Genomic DNA, 17211 nt, shown 5'->3' with positions numbered 1-17211 from the left:
TTCCCTTCTAATGCTGTTCGCTGAATCCGAGCGCGCCCCGCACATACGTGGCCCGCACCGTGATCGCGGGCAACTCGAGTGCGGGAGTGCTGCGCGGGTCGCGGTCCAGCCACAGCAGGTCCGCGCTCGCGCCGGGGACCAGCCGGCCCCAGGTCCCCTCGGCGAACGCCTGTTTCGCGACGCCTTCGGTGTACGCGCCGAGGGCGCGCTCGATGGGGAGGATCTCGTCGGGTGTCCAGCCACCCGCGGGTTCGCCCTCTGCGGTCTGCCGCGACACGCCGATCGCGATGCCGTCGAGCGGCGCCCCCGACGACACCGGCCAGTCCGAGCCCAGCGCCAGGGGCGCTCCCGAATCGGCCAGCGACCGCATACGGTACTGCTTGTCGGCGCGCTTGCGGCCGAGGCGGGGCACCGTCAGCACGTTCATCAACGCGTCCTCCTGCGCCCACAGCGGCTGCATGCAGGGGATCACGCCGAGCGCCGCGAAGCGCTCCAGGTCGTCGTCGTCGACCAACTGCACGTGGGCGATCACCGGGCGGCGGTCACGCTCGCCATTGGTGTCCACGACATACTCGATGGCGTCCAGCGCCTGGCGCACCGCGGCGTCGCCGATGGCGTGGATGTGGATCTGCAGGCCGAGGTCGTCGACCTGACGCGCCGCCTCGGCGAGCGCGTCGCCCTCCCACACCGTCATGCCGTGCGAGTGCAGCCCGCTGCAGTACGGCGCCAGCAGCGCTCCCGTTTCGTTCTCCACCACCCCGTCGGCGAAGAACTTCACCGTCTGCGCGGTGAGGAACGGCGAACCGAGTTGCTCGACGCGACGTTTGGCCTGCGAGAATCCGGCGATCTGCGCCTCGAAGTGCCGGGGATCGGCGTAGAGCGCGAGGTTGAACCGGATCCGGAGCGCATCGCGCCGCGCGGCCTCCAGATAGGTGTCGACGTCGCCCGGCTCGACCCAGGCGTCCTGCACCCAGGTAACGCCCTTGTTCAGGTAATAGTCGGCGGCCGTGCCCAGCGCGGCGATCCGCACCTCCTCGTCACGGGCCGGCATGACCGCGGTGACCAGGTCGACGGCGCCCCACTCGCGCAGCGTGCCCAGCACCGATCCGTCCTCGCGGTGCGGGATCTCCCCGAGCACGGGGTCGGGCGTATCGGCCGTGATGCCCGCGGCGTCCAGGGCCGCGGTGTTGCACCACACCGTGTGGTAATCCCACGCCCGCAGCACCACCGGCCGGTCGGACACCGCCTTGTCGAGCCACCGGGCGTCGAACAGCCCGCCCTCGGCGAGGCTGCCGTCGTAGGAGGCGCCGACGATCCACTCCTCGTCGGGATTGTCCTCGGCGAAGCGACGCACCGCGTCGACGATCTCGTCGACCGTCGTGCACGGCCGCACCGCGGGGCCGACGTACTCCAGCCCGCCCAGCAGCGGATGGGCGTGTCCGTCGCCGAACGACGCCATCAGGAAGCCGTCCTCGAGATCGACCTCGGTGGCGTCGGCCGCCGCGGCGAGGGCGTCGTCGCCGAGGGCGGCGATCACACCGTCGGAGACCAGCAGGGCACCGATCGCAGGCTCACCCGCCCCGGTCCACACGGTTCCGTTGCGGAAGAGGGTCGAAGCCACGGTTTGGGACCTTACGCCGGGTTAAGCGCCACGCAATCCGAATGATGCCCATCCGTCGCACTCGCGGGTCCGAATAGTGATCGTGCAACGAGAAACCCCTCCCGGCCGCTCGATCGCGGTCATCGGCAGCGGCGTCGCGGGGCTGACGGCCTCGTACGTCCTGTCCGGGCGCGCCCGCGTGACGCTGTTCGAGGCGGACACCCGGCTCGGAGGCCACGCGCACACCCACTTCCTCGACCGCGGTGACGGTGACGTGATCGGTGTCGACTCGGCGTTCCTCGTGCACAACGACCGCACTTATCCGACACTGTGCCGGCTCTTCGACGAACTCGGCATCGAGACCAGGGACACCGACATGTCGATGTCGGTCCGCGACGATGACATCGGTCTCGAGTACGCAGGTGCCCGCGGCATCGGCGGCCTGTTCCCGGCGGCGACCAACGTCGTTCGCCCGAAGTACCTGCGGATGTTGATGGAGGTCAAGCGCTTCCACCGCGCCGCCACCGAGTTGCTCGACGCCGAGACCGACGGGACCGAGCTCGAAACCGTCGGCGCGTTCGTCGAACGGCACCGCTTCTCGCCGTATTTCGTCGAGCACTTCATGACGCCGCTGGTGGCCGCGGTCTGGTCGTGCGCGCCCGACGACGCGATGCGCTACCCCGCCCGATACCTCTTCATGTTCCTGCAGCACCACGGCATGCTCTCGGTATTCGGATCCCCGACGTGGCGCACCGTCGTCGGCGGATCGGCAACCTACGTCAACGCCATCGCCGCGACAGTGCACGAGATCTGCGCCGGTACTCCCGTCGATTCCGTCCAGCGGGTCACCGACGGTGTGCTGGTCAGCGCGGGCGGCGCCGCCCCGCGGCTGTTCGACGCCGCCGTCATCGCCACCCATCCCGATCAGGCGCTGCGGATGCTCGCTCGTCCGACCGCCGAACAGCGCAGCGTGCTCGGGGCCATCCCCTACTCGACCAACCACGCGCAGCTGCACAGCGACGAGTCGGTGCTGCCGCGCCGCTCGCGGGCCCGAGCGTCGTGGAACTACCTCGTCACGCCGGGGACCGACAACGTCCTGGTGAGCTACGACATCACCCGGCTCATGCGACTCGACGCACCGCAGCGCTACATCGTCACGCTGGGCGGCGAGGATCGCGTCGACCCGGCGTCGGTGATCGCCGAGATGACGTATGCGCACCCGCTGTACACCCCGGAATCCGTTGCTGCACAGCGCCTCCTACCCACCATCGACGACGATCACCTGGTCTTCGCCGGCGCGTACCACGGCTGGGGCTTCCACGAGGACGGCGCGGCATCCGGTCTGCGCGCAGCCCAGCGTCTCGGCGCCGACTGGCCCGCCGCCGTCGAATCCGAGGCGGTGTCGGTGTGAGCACCTCGGCCCTGTACCGCACGCAGATCACCCACCTGCGCCGCGCACCCGTGCACCACTACTTCGAGCAGCGCGGCTACTGCTGGTACGTCGATCTCGACGACATGCCCCGCCTGCCGAAGTGGTTGCGCCCGTTCGCCAACTTCGAAGCGCGCGACCACTTCACCGGCCCGGTCCAACCGGGCCAGACGCTGCGCGATCGCGTCGACGAGTTCCTCGCCGACCGCGGCATCAGCCTGCCGGGCGGCAGGGTCACCGCCCTGATGCAGGCGCGCGTGCTCGGATACGTCTTCAACCCGCTGAGCATCTTCTGGTGCCACGATGCCGACGGCGTCGTGCGCCACGTCATCGCCGAGGTGCACAACACCTACGGCGGCAGGCACGCCTACCTGCTGCCGCCGACCGGTGATCAACCGGTCGCCGTGAAGAAGCAGCTCTACGTGTCGCCGTTCAACGAGGTGGAGGGTTACTACCTGGTGCGCGCGCCGCAACCCGGCGAGGAGTTGGACGTCTCGATCTCCCTGCACCGCGACAACGCCCCCGCGTTCGTCGCCACCCTGCAGGGCTCCCGGCGTCGGGCGACCGCCCGGCAACTCGTCAAACTTCAGTTGGTCGCACCGGTGGCACCGCTGATGGGCGCGTTCTGGATCAGAGTCCAGGGCATCACACTGTGGGCTCGAAAGGTGCCCGTGGTTCCTCGGGTGGCCGTCGCCCATCGCGAGAGGGTGGGCCAACTGTGACCGTGCAGACCACCGGAAGCGTCGCCACCGCCATCGATTCCGCGCGCTGGCCGGCGGTGGCCAGGGCACCGCGCGGCCCCTCCAGCATGATGACCGGGCGCATCGCCGACAGCCTGCTGCGCCGGGCCGTCGCGAAGCTGCCGATCCGCCTGGAGTACCCCGACGGGACCGTCATCGGCGCCGCCGACCAGACGCTGCCGACGATGATGATTCACGACGCCAAGGCGCTGTCCCGGCGCGTCGGTCGCTTCGGGCTGATCGGGTTCGGTGAGTCCTACATGGCGGGCGAGTGGACGTCGAACGATCTGGCGGGCGTCATGACCGCCTTCGCCAACTCGGTCGCAGAGCTGATTCCGACTGCCCTGCAATGGCTTCGGCCGCTGGCCGTGGTACGCCACCCGCGCTCCATGTACAACAGCCTCACCCAGGCGCGCAGCAACATCGCCGAGCACTACGACCTCAGCAACGACCTGTTCGCCGAGTTCCTCGACGAGACGATGACGTACTCGAGTGCACTGTTCGACACGTCTCGCCCGGGCTGGGCCGACCTCGCCGACGCCCAGCACCGCAAGATCGACAGCCTGCTCGACTCGGCCCGCGTCGGCCCCGGCAGCCGGCTGCTCGAAATCGGCACCGGCTGGGGCGAACTCGCGATCCGAGCCGCGGCACGGGGTGCGCACGTGCACTCCATCACGCTGTCCGCTGAACAACAGCGGATGGCGCAGCAGCGCGTCGCGGACGCCGGCCTCTCCGACCGCGTGGTGATCGAACTCAAGGACTACCGGGAGGTCGACGGTCTGTACGACGCCGTGGTGTCCGTCGAGATGATCGAGGCCGTCGGATACCGCTTCTGGCCCACTTACTTCCACACCCTGGACCGGCTCGTCTCGCCGGGCGGCCGGGTCGCGATCCAGGCGATCACCATGCCGCACGATCGAATGCTGGCTTCCCGCAACACGTATACCTGGATCCAGAAGTACATCTTCCCCGGCGGCATGATTCCGTCGGTCGAGGCCATCGTGGGCATCACCGAACGCGAAACCCGGCTACGCACCGTCGGTGTGACGTCGCTGCGCGCCGACTACGCCGAGACGCTGCGGCTGTGGCGGGAGCGGTTCCTGGCCCGCCGGGAGGCGGTGTCCGCGTTGGGCTTCGACGACGTCTTCCACCGGATGTGGGAGCTGTACCTCGCCTATTCCGAGGCCGGGTTCCGGTGCGGCTACCTCGACGTCTACCAGTGGACGTTCGCCCCCACGGGGAGCGACCTGTGAACTTCGTCGTCGTCACCCTCGCCGCACTCGCCGCCCTCGTGGTGTTGTTCGGCGCTACGTTCCTGATCGGCCGTCGCCTCGGGCGCTACAACGTCGTCGACACCGCCTGGGGACTCGCCTTCGTGGCGGTCGCCGCGACGTCGGCGGTGTTCGGCAGCGGCGACCTGTTCCGCAGGCTGCTGGTGCTCGCGCTGGTGTCGATCTGGGGTCTGCGGCTCGCCTGGCACATGCTGGGCAAATCCTCGGGCAAGGGCGAGGATCCTCGCTACGAGAAGGTGTTGAAGGGCGACACGTCCACCCTGAACGTACTGCGCAGGATCTTCGGCCTGCAGGCTGTCACCGCCTGGTTCATCTCGTTGCCGGTGCAGTTGTCCGCGACGCTGGGGCCGACCCCCCGCGCGTTGTTGCCGCTCCTCGGACTCGGTGTCGTGCTGTGGCTGGTCGGCGTCCTGTTCGAGGCCGTCGGAGACCATCAGCTCAAGGAGTTCAAGGCCGACCCCGCCAACAGGGGCGTGATCATGGATCGCGGACTGTGGTCCTGGACGCGTCACCCGAACTATTTCGGTGACGCATCGGTGTGGTGGGGTATCTGGCTAATCACGATCGCCGGCTGGGTGTCCTTGGCAACGGTGCTGTCACCGGCGCTGATGACGTTCTTCCTGGTCTATGCCACCGGCGCCCGGCTCACGGAGCGAATCATGGCGGATCGGCCCGGCTTCGACGAATACTGCGCTCGTACATCGTTTTTCATTCCCAGACCCCCCAAATCGCGAGTATCATGATCGCGGCGACTATCCCCTTTAGTAGGCTCTGGCTTGTGACAGCCGACCTCGACGCCCTGCTGCGCCGAGTCGCGCAACGCGATGTCGAGGCGTTCACCGCGTTCTACGACGAAACCCGCGCCCGTGTTTTCGGACTGATCACCAGGGTGCTGCGCGATCCCGGCTACAGCGAAGAGACCACGCAGGACGTCTACCTGCAGGTCTGGAACAACGCGGGTAATTACAACCCGCAGGCCGGCACTCCCCTCGCGTGGCTGATGACCTTGGCCCACCGCCGCGCGGTCGATCGGGTGCGCTCCGAACAATCCGCTAGCCAGCGGGAATCCCGGTACGGGGCCGCCACCGTCGAACTGCCCGCCGACCGCGTCGCCGAAGCCGTCATCCAGCTCGACGAGCAGCGTCAGGTGTCGGATTGCCTGGGTTCGCTCAGTGATGCGCAGCGCGAGAGCATCCAGCTCGCCTATTACGAGGGCATGACGTATTCGCAAGTGTCGGAACGTTTGTCAACGAATCTTGCGACAATAAAGTCACGGATGCGTGATGCGATCCGCGTGCTGCGCAATTGCCTGGGGGTGACATGATCACACCAGCGGACCCCGCTTTCATGGAACTGGCGACTCCCTACGCCCTGCATGCGATGCCGCAGGCCGAGTCGGACGAGATCGACCGGATGCTGGCTGAGGCCCCCGAACTCATCGCACGTGCGTTCGCCGACGAGGTGCGCGCGGTCCGGGAGGTCGCCGCGCGGTTGTCCGCGTCGACTGCCGTCGAGCCACCCGAGCAGGTACGCGTCCGACTGCTCGCGGCGATCGGCAAGGAGACGACGGCTCCACTACCCGCCGTCGTCACCGAACTGCCGCGCCGCAACTGGCGCAGCACCATCCTGTCCGCAGCGGCCGCGCTGATCGTGGGCCTCGTCGTCGTCGGTGTCGGCTGGGCGATCCGGCCGGATCCGAAGCCGACCACCGCAGAGCAGATCTTCGCGGCGAAGGACGTCAGGACCGTGTCCGGCGAGATCCCGACCGGCGGCACCGCCACCGTCGTGTTCTCACGTGAGCGCAACGCAGCCGTCCTGGTGATGAACAACGTGGCGCCGCCGGAGTCCGGCACGGTGTATCAGATGTGGCTCGTCGGCGCCGACGGCGCCCACTCGGCGGGCACCATGGACGCGGGAGCGGTCTCGCCGTCGACGACCGCGGTGCTGCCCGATATCGCCAACTCGCGGGCGCTGGCGTTCACCGTTGAACCCGGCAGTGGATCGTCGCGACCCACCACTCCGGTCTTCGCGGAGCTCCCGCTCGTCTAGTCTTTCGAGCGTGGCTAAGGAATTCCGCTTCGGGGTGGGCCTGCAGGCGGCGCGGCGCCCCAAATCCGTGCAGGACTGGGCGCAGCGGATGGAGGGTGCCGGCTTCGACGTCGCGCACATGGCCGACCACCTGTACACGACGGCACCGTTTCCGATGCTCACTGCGCTGGCGCTGGCCACCGAGCGGTTGCGCGTCGGCACGTTCGTGCTGAACGCCGGCTTCTACCGACCCGCGCTGCTGACCCGCGAGGTCACGTCGCTGCGCGACCTGTCCGGCGGCCGGTTCGACGTCGGCCTCGGGGCGGGGTACGTCAAGGAGGAGTTCGAGCAGGCCGAACTGCCGTTCCCCACCGCGGGTCAGCGCGTCTCCTGGCTCGGCCACGTCATCGAGCATCTCAACGAGCACGCTGCCGACGTGCCGATCCTCGTCGCGGGTAACGGCGACAAGCTGCTGACGATCGCCGCGCAGCGTGCCGACATCATCGGGCTCACCGGCGGCGGGCCGATCACAGCCGAATCCGACCCGCTGGCCGACCGGATCGCGTTCGTGAAGGCCGCGGCGGGTGACCGCTTCGACCAGTTGGAGCTGAACCTGTCGATCATCGCGATGCCGAGCGACGACTCCGGCGTGCCGGACCTGTCTATCGCGCGGCGGTTCCTGCCCGGCCTGTCGGATGAGGAGATGCTCCTCACGCCGACGGTGCTGTCGGGGTCGACGGCGGACATCGTCGACCGGGTGCGCGAGTTGCGCGACACGTACGGCGTCACCTACATCACGGTGCAGCAGCAGCACGCCGAGGCGTTCGCGAAAGTCATCGCGGCACTTCGGTAGACTCCTGCCGGTCCCCGCCCCCGTAGCTCAGGGGATAGAGCACGGCTCTCCTAAAGCCGGTGTCGCATGTTCGAATCATGCCGGGGGCACTTTGCTGGATATCGCCGACTGCACGGTTGTTGTACACATCGGCCGAGTGACGCCGGAGAAAAGCGTCAACTCGATGCCCCATGACGGGCAGCCGCACGGTCGCCGCGCACCGAGCAGCAGGTGAAACGGCTTCGAGAATGTCGAAACCGGGCACACTTCCACGAGTGGCCACGCGATGGTGACGCGACGCAGTGGACAGACGAGCCGAGCAAGCCTTCAGGAGTTGTGCCCATGACCGAGTTCGACGTCACCGCCGAGCAGATCGCGTCCGACGAGGACGATCTGCGCGACGGCCTGACCGGCCTGGCGGGCCTGGCGGGCCTGGTTGCGAACGCCCTGAGTGTCCGCGAAATGCTCACCGCCGTTGCAGGTTTCGCGGAGCAGGCGATACCCGGTGTCGACGGGCTGGGCGTTACCGTGCTCCACGTCACCGACGGGATGCTGCGCATTCGGGCGTGGGAGGTGACGGACCCCTTCGTTCGCGAAATCGACATTCTGCAGTACGAGACGCTCAACGACGGGCCCTGCATCACGGCCATGCAGACCCGCCAAGCGGTGGTGAGTGGGGCTCTGGGCACCGACTCCCGGTGGCTCCGTTTCGGCGGCCGAGTCGCCGCGCTGGGAGTCGAGTCGGCGTTGTCCCTGCCGTTGCTCATCGGTGATCAGGTCGTTGGCTCGATCAACTGCTACGCCCGTGCGCGCGACTCCTTCGGGGAGCACGCCCTGCGATTGGGCTCGCAGTTCGCCGCTCCGGCGGCGGTGTCGGTGTTCAACACCCAGCTTCTGATCGAGGCGCGCGAACGCGCGGAGCAACTGCAGCGCGCCCTGCGGAGCAGAACGGTGATCGATCAGGCGATAGGCATCCTCCGCGGGCGAGCTGGCGGATCCGCAGACGAGGCGTTCGAGCGTCTGAGGCAGATCAGTCAGCACGAGAACGTGAAGTTGGCGGTCATCGCCGAACGGATCGTCGGCGATGCGGTACGACGGGCCGAGGCTCGACAGCGGCTCTCCTGAACCACCGAGCGCCGAGCGGCGACGTGGCGGTGCTCAGTTCGGTCCGGACGCCACATGACTCATCGCATCCAGAATCGCCTGACGGGACTCGGGTTCGGAGAGCAGGCGTCTGGCGACGATCGTCATGTGCACGTCGTGGGCCCGTGCGTAGCGGCGCAGGAGAACGAAGGCGTCCTCGACGGACACGTCGAGACGTTCGCGCAGGAATCCCTTCGCCTGTTCGACCACGAGTCGATCGCTGAGCGCCGCGTGCAAGCGCAGTTGCAGGGTTTCGGGGATCGGGTCGTGACTGCGCAGGATCGCGACACACGCGATGTGGGCGAGGGTTTGGGCGAGCAACTGGTCGGCGACGTCCAGATCGCCCGATTGCATTCCGAAGAGATTGAGCGCGCCGAGGACGTTGCCCGCGGCCCGCATCGGCACGGCGTGTACCGAGACGAACCCGGCCTCGGTAGCGGCGGCGGCGAACCGCGGCCAACGCGCGGCCTCCGTCTGGACGTCGGCCACCGAGACGGGCTGGCCGGTGGAGTAGCAGTCCAGGCAGGGACCTTGATCGGACTGCAGTTGGAACAGCTCCAGATCGCGGGTGGCCTCGGAGGTTGCGGCCATCAGATGCAGCTGGCTGCGGGAATCGGCCAGCAGTAGGCCCGCGGTCGCGACGTCGAGCAGATGGACGCAGTGCTCGGTGAGTTCGGTGAGCAGTTCGACGACGTCGAAGTCGGCCAGCAGGGTGTCGACGAGTGAGACCACTGCTTCGAGTACGAGGGTTTCCCGTGCGGTGTCGGCCATCAGTTGGGCTCCAGGCGTAGTCGGCGGTCGAGGATGTCGCGGGCGACGTCGGTGGCGCTACGCCCCGTGGCGTACGCGTGGGCCCGAAGCCGGACGAGGGCCACGGCGGGATCGACGTTGAGTTGTGCGACGAGCATTCCGGTGGCCTGGCTGACCTCCGCGCGCGACAGCGCGTTCAGCTCAGCCCAGGCGTCGCTCTCGGGATCGGTCATCGCGTCCTGCATCTCATCGCCCAGCAGATCGAGGAACGCGATCTCGGCGTACTCGGCGGCGACCAGTGCGCCGGAGAGTTCCGCACCGCCGAGTTGGCCGGGTGCCGCCCGGAAGAGATCCAGGGCACCCAGGTACTCCCCGGCAACCAGGACCGGCAGCGCGAAGACTCCGCGTATGTCCATGGCCAGCAGCGCAGAGCTGTAAGCAGGCCAGAGGGTGTGGTCGGTTCCCGCAAGGTCGACCACCAGGATCGGGCTGTGATGTGCCACGGAATCCAGACACGGACCCTCACCCAAGGTGAACTGCAACTCGTCCATGGCGCGAGCCGCGGATCCGCTGGCGCCCAGAGTGCCGGTGTTGGTGCCGTCGAATACCACCGAGATCGCTGCACCGTCGACGCCACACAGGGTCACACAGGCCTCGCACAGCCGGTCGGCGGCACTGGCGCCCCGTTCGCCGCCGACGGCCGCCTGCAGGTCTTCCAGCGCGGTCACCGCAACGACGCCGAACTACTGCCGGACTGCGATGAAGGCGTCATGGCTCCACCATGCCCTATTGGAGGCCGTGGCAGTACCTGCATGCTGATCGGTCCTCAGCCCTGCTCGGCGGGCCAGCCGTGGGCCATCGATGATGATCACACTCTTCCGGTCCGCACGGATCCATCGGCGGCGGGAGAAGTCCACCAGTATCTTGTTGACCGTCTCACGGGTGGATCCGACCAGCTGCGCGATCTCCTCCTGCGTCAAATGGTGTGTGACATGGATTGTTTCGCCGTCACGAACGCCGAATCGGTGCGCCATTTCGAGCAGTTGCCGAGCCACCCTCCCCGCGGCGTCGGGAAGCGCCAGATCGGCCAGTTCGTCGTCGCCACGCCGCGCGCGCCGGGCGAGCGCCTGCAGCAACCGCTCGGCGACCTCGGGACGTTCCGCCATCCATCCCCGGAATGCGGCACGATCCAGCGCGACCGCGGTCACGGCGGTCAACGCCGTCGCCGTTGACATCCGCGGACCGGGATCGAAGACGGAGAGCTCACCGAACATGTCCGACGGACCCAGCACCGCGAGCAGGTGGTCGCGGCCCTCGGACGTGAGACAGCACATCTTGACCATGCCGGAGGCGATCACGTAGAGCCGATCACCCGAATCCCCTTCTGCGAACACGGTTTGACGACTGGCGAAGGTAACCGACTCCAGCTGATTCGGAAGGACAGCCACCGCTTGAGGATTCGTGGATTTGAAGATCTCCGCCGACGCCACCACTCGGGTGAGCGGCGTAGGCAGTAGCGGCACTCGGGGATACCCGGCAGCACGGGAGGTTTCGATACCGCGGTGGCGAATCCGCGTCTGCATCACCATCCCCGGCACACGACGATCGCCTCATCGAGCGTGCAGCAGTTGACCTGGTACAGAACCCGGCGCACTCCGGCCGAGGAGAAGCTCGCCGAACGAGTGTCGACGAGTATCAGCGTGTCGGGCGGCGCTCCGAACTCGGCACCGCGTCGCAGAAACCAGATCGACGCGGCCATGTCGTCGAAAGGCTCCGAGCAATGCGGTTCCACGCACTCGTGGCCTAGCCAGCGCAGGGCCGAACCCAGGGTGAAAATCGACGATCGGCGCGCCACGGAGAGTTGCGCGGGAGGGGCGTTCATGGTGATCCACGGAGGTGCGGGCGTCACCGGTGTCCGGCACGAGCGTCTGCTCAACGAGAATGCCGCTGCATGCGGCCGACCTCGTTTCCGGATTGGCTGAAGGTCTCAACGATGCTGACGATACCCGCTGCGCCGCTGATCCGCTGGACTTCACCTGCGAGAAGCCGCCAACGCGTCAGGTGCGTCTGAGGTCCGACTCGAGAATGCGCAGAATTTCACGAAAAAATCGGCCACACAGACGTATTCGTCCCTCAACGGCTATCCGATCAACACCTGACCGCGCCGTTGGTAGCACCGAAACGAATCGCCACATCCTTCGGATCCTGTTTGCCGCGGGCGGTCAGCAGATGGTGCCACCTCCGCCGCGCGACGATGCTATCCGGAGATTCCACGCCGTCATCGGCGAGCGACTCCACGAGGGCCTGACCGATGCCGTGCGGCCCCAATCCCGTCTCGCGCCCGGCTTGAGTGAGTTCGGCGAGCGCCTCGTGCTCCGCGCATCCGCGCAGGCCCATCAACGCTCCGACCGCCATGTCGACGATCCGGTGGGAGGCTAGTGACTCAGCGAGCTGGCTGAGATCCGGAACCGTCGAGGACTGCCGGCACGGCGCTGTGCCGTCGTCACGGGACGCGGTCAGCAGGTCCGCCCAGCCCGCTTCCGAGTACTGAAACGGTGCCGTCTCCGCAAGGAAATCGTCCATCGCGCACAGCAGTTGACCCGGAGCGGATTCATGGGGGTAGTGGCCCGCACCGGCGATCTCGACCATCACCGCATGCGGCACTCGCTCGGCGAAGCTCTGGTGATGACTCGGTGGGATGGTGGTGTCGCGTGTCCCCCAGGCGACCAGGACAGGGACGTCGCGCAGCAGACCGAGTTGGCGATCGGCCGATACGGTCTGCCCGCGCCAGTCGATGACGGTCTGCGCGGTGCGGACGAACGCTCGCCGCTGCTGCGAGCCGGCCAAGCCGCGCAGCACCCCGGACAGGGCGTCGGCGTCCGGCGACGCCGCCAACGGCGGCACCATCGCCAGCACGCGCCGCGTCACAGCGGTGGGAATCCTCGAGAGCCCGGCGACCACGGTTTCGGCACCGGGCAGCGTCGCGGCGCGCAGCATCGGGGCAACCTCGCTGCCCAAACCACCGCTGCTGATGAGCATCAACCGCTCGGTGCGGTCGGGGAACTGGTACGCGGTCTGCAGCGCGACGCCCCCACCGAGGCTGTGACCGACGATCGTCGCGCTGCGATGCCCCAGCGAGACCAGAAGATCCCGAATGGCGCAGGCGTGCGCTCCCAGCGAATAGTCCCCGGCCGGTGGGTCGGACTCGCCGTGGCCGGGAAGATCCGGGGCGATGACGGTGTGCGCGTGCGCCAGCGTGGGGATGAGGTGCTGCCACGTCCGACGGGTGCCGCCCAATCCGTGGATCAGCACCACGACCGGTCCCGTTCCGGCCGAGGTGTAGGCGATGCCACCGCCCGAGAGTTGCGCACGTCCCTCGATCACGGCGGGGCGGCCGAGCGAACAATCGAATGCGGGTTCAGTCCGCAGGCCGTCAGCGTGAAGCGTGGCGGTCATGAGGAAACTCCTGGTGCAGGGCGACGAAGAGGCGCCCGCACCGCGGTACCTGTGTGTCCGGACTCAAATGGTTGAGATTCCCTCACGGTCCGAAGTAGAAGTCCTGATGGTGGTTCCCCGTGCGCTCGCGAATCAAACCGCGGGGGTGGGTACTAACCGGGCGGCGGCGGCAACGGCGGCAGCTTCTCGAGTTCCTCCAGCGCCGACTCTTCGGGTGTGTTCGGGTCCGCACGCATCGGCATGACGATCGTCGGCCGGTAATCGGGCGGCGGGTTGTCCACCTGCTTGACACAACCGAGCCCGTATTTGGTCGGCACGGTCAGGCCACCGTGGTTGACGCAGCATCCGGTCACCACGACGTCGAGGTTCTGATCGGGTCCGGGCACCGTCGTCGCAGTGCAGGTGGAGTAGCCGAACTCGTCGAACACGGGCGCGGCATCCGCCGACGGCATCCACACCGCACCCGCCGCGATCACCGCTGCGGAGATGGCGATCAACCTCATGACAGCCGACCCTAGTACCTCCGCACTCCGCGCAGAGGCGCCACCGCGAACCGCGCGGAAAAACTACAACCCGGCCACCGTGGCGCTCGCGGCCTCCTCCACCACGTCGGACACGTCGTGACGACGCTGCCACGCCGCCCGCTGGCGGACGGCGCCGTTGCCGTCGGCGAGCACCCTGTCGACACCGCCCCGCACCAGCTCGTAGTCGTCTGTCGCGGTCAACGCGGGACGCACCCGCTCGACCAGCCCGTCGAGCAACCGAGGCATCCTCTCGCCGGTCACCCCCTCGCGGGCGGCGACCCAGCACGCGGCGCGCAGTGCGTGCGTGCTCGGCCGATCGCCCGGCCGCCCCGTCCGCTCGTCATCGAGAGCGGTCATCACGAGCGCCCGCACCAGGGCCGCGTACACGACGGTCTCGTCGACGGTGGCGGGCACGTCGGAGACCCGCACCTCGACGGTGGGATAGTCGGCCGACGGACGGACGTCCCAGTAGACCTGCCCCTCGTCGAGCATCGCGCCGACGTCCTGCATCATCGCGACCATCGCGTCGTAGTCGTCCTCGGACTCGAAGTGCGGTGGAGGCCCGGCGCTGGGCCAGCGCGCCCAGAGCACACCGCGCCAGCTGGCGTGGCCGGTGTCGGCGCTGCGATAGATCGCGGAATTCGCAGTGAGCGCAAGCAGAATCGGCAGCGCCGGCCGCAACCGGTTGCTCACCCGGATGCCGGTCGCGCGGTCCGGAACCGCCACGTGCACGTGACACCCGCTGATGCCCTGCTCGTGCGCGATGAACCCGAACCGCTCGGCGATCCGGTGGTAGCGCGGGGTATCGGTGATGGGGAACTCGTGCGGCACGACCGGCGGGAGTCCGACCGCGAGCAGGCGGGCACCGATCCCGTCGGCCGCATCGGCGGTCACCCGACGCAGCCGTGCGAGCTCGGTGCGGAGTTCCTCGGTCGACGACTGCACGCTCGTCGTCGTCTCGACCTGGCAACTGGTGAGCTCGAGATCCAACTCCACGCCGGCACGGCCCGCGCGATCGGCCACCTCGCGATTACGCGGTACGGGCGCTCCGCTGCCGTGCTCGACGAGTAGGAGTTCCTCTTCGACGCCGAACGTCGGGTGATCGGACACGGCCGGAAACTAGATTCGGCCCGCCGGATGTATCACGACGGGCCGAATCGGGAAACGAAGTTCGGGCGGCGGGCACTGCCCGCGGCGGGAGGTTGATTCCCGAACCGTGCCCTCGATAAACAGCTCGGACGAACAATCTTCGAACCTGCAGGACATCGGCATCACGCTCATCCGGTTGGCATGCCCGCGCAGGACCGCGGGAAACCGTCGCTACTGGTCGCCGCGAGTGTCGATGACGCGCTGGGCGACCTCGATGAGCTTCGTGTTGGTGTCCTGCGACAGCTGACGAAGCATCCCGAAGGCACGCACGTCGTCGATCTTGAATCGCTCCATGATGATGCCCTTCGCCTGGCCGATCCGGTCGCGCGTCGACAGCGCCGACTGCAGCTGCTCGCCCTCGCGGCTGGCCAGTATCGCCGCAGCGGCGTGTGCGGCGAGCACCATGCCGATGGTCTCCGCTTCGGAATCCCACAGGTTCGGCTGGAACCCGAACAGGTTCAGAGCGCCCGCCGTGCGATCGGCGGTGTAGAGCTTGAAGGACAGCGCGCTCAGCACGCCCAACTTGACGACCTCCGGCGCGTAGTTGGGAAAGCGCGGTTCGTCACGGAAGTCGTCCGTGCGGATGACGACCTCGTCGAGCGCCGCCTCGAGGCACGGCCCCTCGTGATACTTCATCTGCAGCTCATCGAGTTGATTCATCAAGGAGGAGGTGGGTCCGAGCGTCTCGTGGGTGTTGTTCCTGCCGACCAGCAGGATCCCCGCCTCGTCGACCCCCGGAATCAGCTCCTTCGCCGTTTTGCTGACGTCGTGCAGCACCGCGTCGACGCCGATCGGCGGAGCGATCGAACGCGCGAGTTCCGCCATGCGGAGCGCGAGGTCGTGCTTTGGCGATGACATGTCCCCCATCTTCCCCTGAAGCCCGTTGGGCGCAAGCGTTTGCGAGCGGCACATCGCGGGCACTGCGGGCACAGACGGTCTGGGTGGTCGACCACTCGTGTCGTCTAGGCCCCGCCGGTTCAGTCACACGTGCCGGCGGGGTCGCCCCGAACCACCCGAGTCACTCTGTTAGTTGTAGTACGGTGCGACCATGAGCCACGTGTGGATCCTCGGCGGCTATCAGAGCGACTTCGCACGCAATCTGCATCGCGAAGGTGTCGATTTCGCCGGGCTCACCGGGGAGGTGGTGACCGGCACGCTCGAGGCCTCGCTCGTCGACGCAGCCGATGTCGGCGTCGTGCACGTCGCGAACGCGTTCGGCGAACTCTTCGCGAATCAGGGGCATCTCGGGGCCATGCCGGCCACCGTTGTCGACGGCCTGTGGGGCACTCCCGCCACCCGGCACGAGGCCGCCTGCGCGTCGGGCAGCGTCGCGATGCTGGCCGCGATCGCCGATCTGCGCTCCGAGGCCTACCACTGCGCCCTCGTCGTCGGCGTCGAGCTGGAGAAGACCGTGCCCGGCGATATCGCGGCACAGCACCTCGGGACCGCCGCGTGGACCGGACACGAGGGCGCAGACGCCCGGTTCATGTGGCCGCACATGTTCTCGGCGATCGCCGACGAGTACGACAAGCGCTACGGGCTGGACGGGATGCACCTCAGCGCCATCGCAGCGCTGAACTTCGCCAACGCCCGCAGGAACCCGAACGCGCAGACGCGGGACTGGCAGGTGCCCGATCTGATGACGGGGGACGCGGCGGCCAACCCGATCGTCGAGGGCCGCATCCGACGCTTCGACTGCAGCCAGATGACGGACGGCGGCGCCGGCGTCGTACTGGTCAGCGACGGCTACCTGCGCGCGCATCCCGACGCACGACCCATCGGGCGCATCGACGGCTGGGGACACCGCACCGTCGGCCTCGGCCTGCAGCAGAAACTCGACCGCTCATCCGACGATCCATACGTGCTGCCGCATGTCCGCCGGGCCGTCCAGGACGCGTTCACCCGCGCCCGGATCTCGCTCGACGACCTCGACGGCATCGAGGTACACGACTGCTTCACCCCCAGCGAGTACGTCGCGATCGATCACATCGGCCTGACCGAACCCGGTGAATCGTGGAAGGCCGTCGAGAACGGCGATATCGAGATGGGTGGCCGGCTGCCGATCAACCCCAGCGGCGGGCTCATCGGCGGCGGCCATCCCGTCGGCGCCACCGGGGTGCGGATGGTGCTCGACGCCGCGCGGCAGGTCAGCGGGACGGCGGGTGACTACCAGGTCGACGGGGCCACCACCTTCGGCACGCTCAACATCGGCGGAAGCACCGCCACCACAGTCAGTTTCGTCATAACCGGTGGACCAGAGGAGTAACC

The 17211-nt window shown here is 68.0% G+C and carries 17 protein-coding genes, 1 tRNA gene and 1 pseudogene; 10 read left to right on the top strand and 9 right to left on the bottom strand.

Annotation, left to right across the window (positions count from 1 at the left end):
• Positions 1–7 precede the first annotated feature (7 nt).
• Positions 8–1621 (bottom strand): amidohydrolase, encoded by a 1614-nt coding sequence (locus tag NM203_RS05720; protein ID WP_255058732.1) that lies wholly within the window; start codon positions 1619–1621, stop codon positions 8–10.
• 82 nt (positions 1622–1703) lie between these two features.
• Here NM203_RS05720 and NM203_RS05715 point away from each other — a divergent pair, with 82 nt between their 5' ends.
• The 9 genes from NM203_RS05715 (at position 1704) to NM203_RS05675 (ending at position 9046) form a co-directional block, all read left to right on the top strand.
• A complete protein-coding gene (locus tag NM203_RS05715) occupies positions 1704–3011 on the top strand; it encodes an NAD(P)/FAD-dependent oxidoreductase (protein WP_255058731.1) in 1308 nt (435 codons plus the stop codon).
• Positions 3008–3751 (top strand): DUF1365 domain-containing protein, encoded by a 744-nt coding sequence (locus NM203_RS05710; RefSeq protein WP_255058730.1) that lies wholly within the window; start codon positions 3008–3010, stop codon positions 3749–3751. The genes NM203_RS05715 and NM203_RS05710 overlap by 4 nt, the downstream gene beginning before the upstream one ends.
• Positions 3748–5022: a class I SAM-dependent methyltransferase gene (locus NM203_RS05705; RefSeq protein ID WP_255058729.1), complete on the top strand. Its 1275-nt coding sequence runs from the start codon at positions 3748–3750 to the stop codon at positions 5020–5022. Before NM203_RS05710 ends, NM203_RS05705 begins: the two co-directional genes overlap by 4 nt.
• The gene (locus NM203_RS05700; RefSeq protein ID WP_255058728.1) at positions 5019–5804 is read left to right on the top strand and encodes a DUF1295 domain-containing protein; all 786 of its coding nucleotides are present in this window, start codon (positions 5019–5021) and stop codon (positions 5802–5804) included. Before NM203_RS05705 ends, NM203_RS05700 begins: the two co-directional genes overlap by 4 nt.
• The gene (locus tag NM203_RS05695) at positions 5801–6385 is read left to right on the top strand and encodes a sigma-70 family RNA polymerase sigma factor (RefSeq protein WP_255058726.1); all 585 of its coding nucleotides are present in this window, start codon (positions 5801–5803) and stop codon (positions 6383–6385) included. The genes NM203_RS05700 and NM203_RS05695 overlap by 4 nt, the downstream gene beginning before the upstream one ends.
• Complete coding sequence (locus NM203_RS05690; RefSeq protein WP_255058725.1) at positions 6382–7110, top strand: anti-sigma factor; 729 nt, start codon at positions 6382–6384, stop codon at positions 7108–7110. Before NM203_RS05695 ends, NM203_RS05690 begins: the two co-directional genes overlap by 4 nt.
• 10 nt (positions 7111–7120) lie before the next feature.
• Entirely contained in the window at positions 7121–7942 is an 822-nt protein-coding gene (locus tag NM203_RS05685; protein WP_255058724.1) for a TIGR03621 family F420-dependent LLM class oxidoreductase, read from the top strand.
• A 16-nt stretch (positions 7943–7958) separates the two neighbouring features.
• A tRNA-Arg gene (locus tag NM203_RS05680) sits at positions 7959–8031 on the top strand.
• Positions 8032–8263: 232 nt separating this feature from the next.
• The gene (locus NM203_RS05675; protein WP_255058723.1) at positions 8264–9046 is read left to right on the top strand and encodes a GAF and ANTAR domain-containing protein; all 783 of its coding nucleotides are present in this window, start codon (positions 8264–8266) and stop codon (positions 9044–9046) included.
• A 33-nt stretch (positions 9047–9079) separates the two neighbouring features.
• On the opposite strand, the gene NM203_RS05670 is transcribed toward NM203_RS05675, so the two are convergent.
• The 8 genes and pseudogenes from NM203_RS05670 to NM203_RS05635 form a co-directional block, all read right to left on the bottom strand.
• Entirely contained in the window at positions 9080–9835 is a 756-nt protein-coding gene (locus tag NM203_RS05670) for a GAF and ANTAR domain-containing protein (RefSeq protein WP_255058721.1), read from the bottom strand.
• Positions 9835–10542, bottom strand: a complete 708-nt coding sequence (locus NM203_RS05665) for a GAF and ANTAR domain-containing protein (RefSeq protein ID WP_255058720.1) — start codon at positions 10540–10542, stop codon at positions 9835–9837. The genes NM203_RS05670 and NM203_RS05665 overlap by 1 nt, the downstream gene beginning before the upstream one ends.
• 105 nt (positions 10543–10647) lie before the next feature.
• Positions 10648–11328: pseudogene (locus NM203_RS05660) on the bottom strand (Crp/Fnr family transcriptional regulator); the annotation flags it as partial.
• A gap of 68 nt (positions 11329–11396) precedes the next feature.
• The gene (locus NM203_RS05655; RefSeq protein ID WP_255058719.1) at positions 11397–11696 is read right to left on the bottom strand and encodes a hypothetical protein; all 300 of its coding nucleotides are present in this window, start codon (positions 11694–11696) and stop codon (positions 11397–11399) included.
• A gap of 266 nt (positions 11697–11962) precedes the next feature.
• Positions 11963–13270 (bottom strand): alpha/beta fold hydrolase, encoded by a 1308-nt coding sequence (locus NM203_RS05650; RefSeq protein WP_255058717.1) that lies wholly within the window; start codon positions 13268–13270, stop codon positions 11963–11965.
• 152 nt (positions 13271–13422) lie between these two features.
• The gene (locus tag NM203_RS05645; RefSeq protein WP_255058716.1) at positions 13423–13773 is read right to left on the bottom strand and encodes a hypothetical protein; all 351 of its coding nucleotides are present in this window, start codon (positions 13771–13773) and stop codon (positions 13423–13425) included.
• A 63-nt stretch (positions 13774–13836) separates the two neighbouring features.
• Positions 13837–14904, bottom strand: coding sequence for a glutamate--cysteine ligase 2 (locus tag NM203_RS05640; RefSeq protein ID WP_255058714.1), 1068 nt, complete (start codon positions 14902–14904; stop codon positions 13837–13839).
• 210 nt (positions 14905–15114) lie between these two features.
• Complete coding sequence (locus tag NM203_RS05635; protein WP_408633298.1) at positions 15115–15801, bottom strand: ANTAR domain-containing protein; 687 nt, start codon at positions 15799–15801, stop codon at positions 15115–15117.
• Between the two features lie 190 nt (positions 15802–15991).
• On the opposite strand from NM203_RS05635, the gene NM203_RS05630 reads away from it, so the two are divergent.
• On the top strand, positions 15992–17209 hold the full coding sequence (locus NM203_RS05630; RefSeq protein WP_255058712.1) for an acetyl-CoA acetyltransferase: 1218 nt from the start codon (positions 15992–15994) through the stop codon (positions 17207–17209).
• The last annotated feature ends 2 nt before the right edge of the window (positions 17210–17211 follow it).

This window comes from Mycolicibacterium arenosum (genome assembly GCF_024320865.1).
GTDB lineage: Bacteria > Actinomycetota > Actinomycetes > Mycobacteriales > Mycobacteriaceae > Mycobacterium > Mycobacterium arenosum.
The sequence above is the reverse complement of the archived record's forward strand: the minus strand, read 5'-3'. Positions and strand labels throughout refer to the sequence as shown.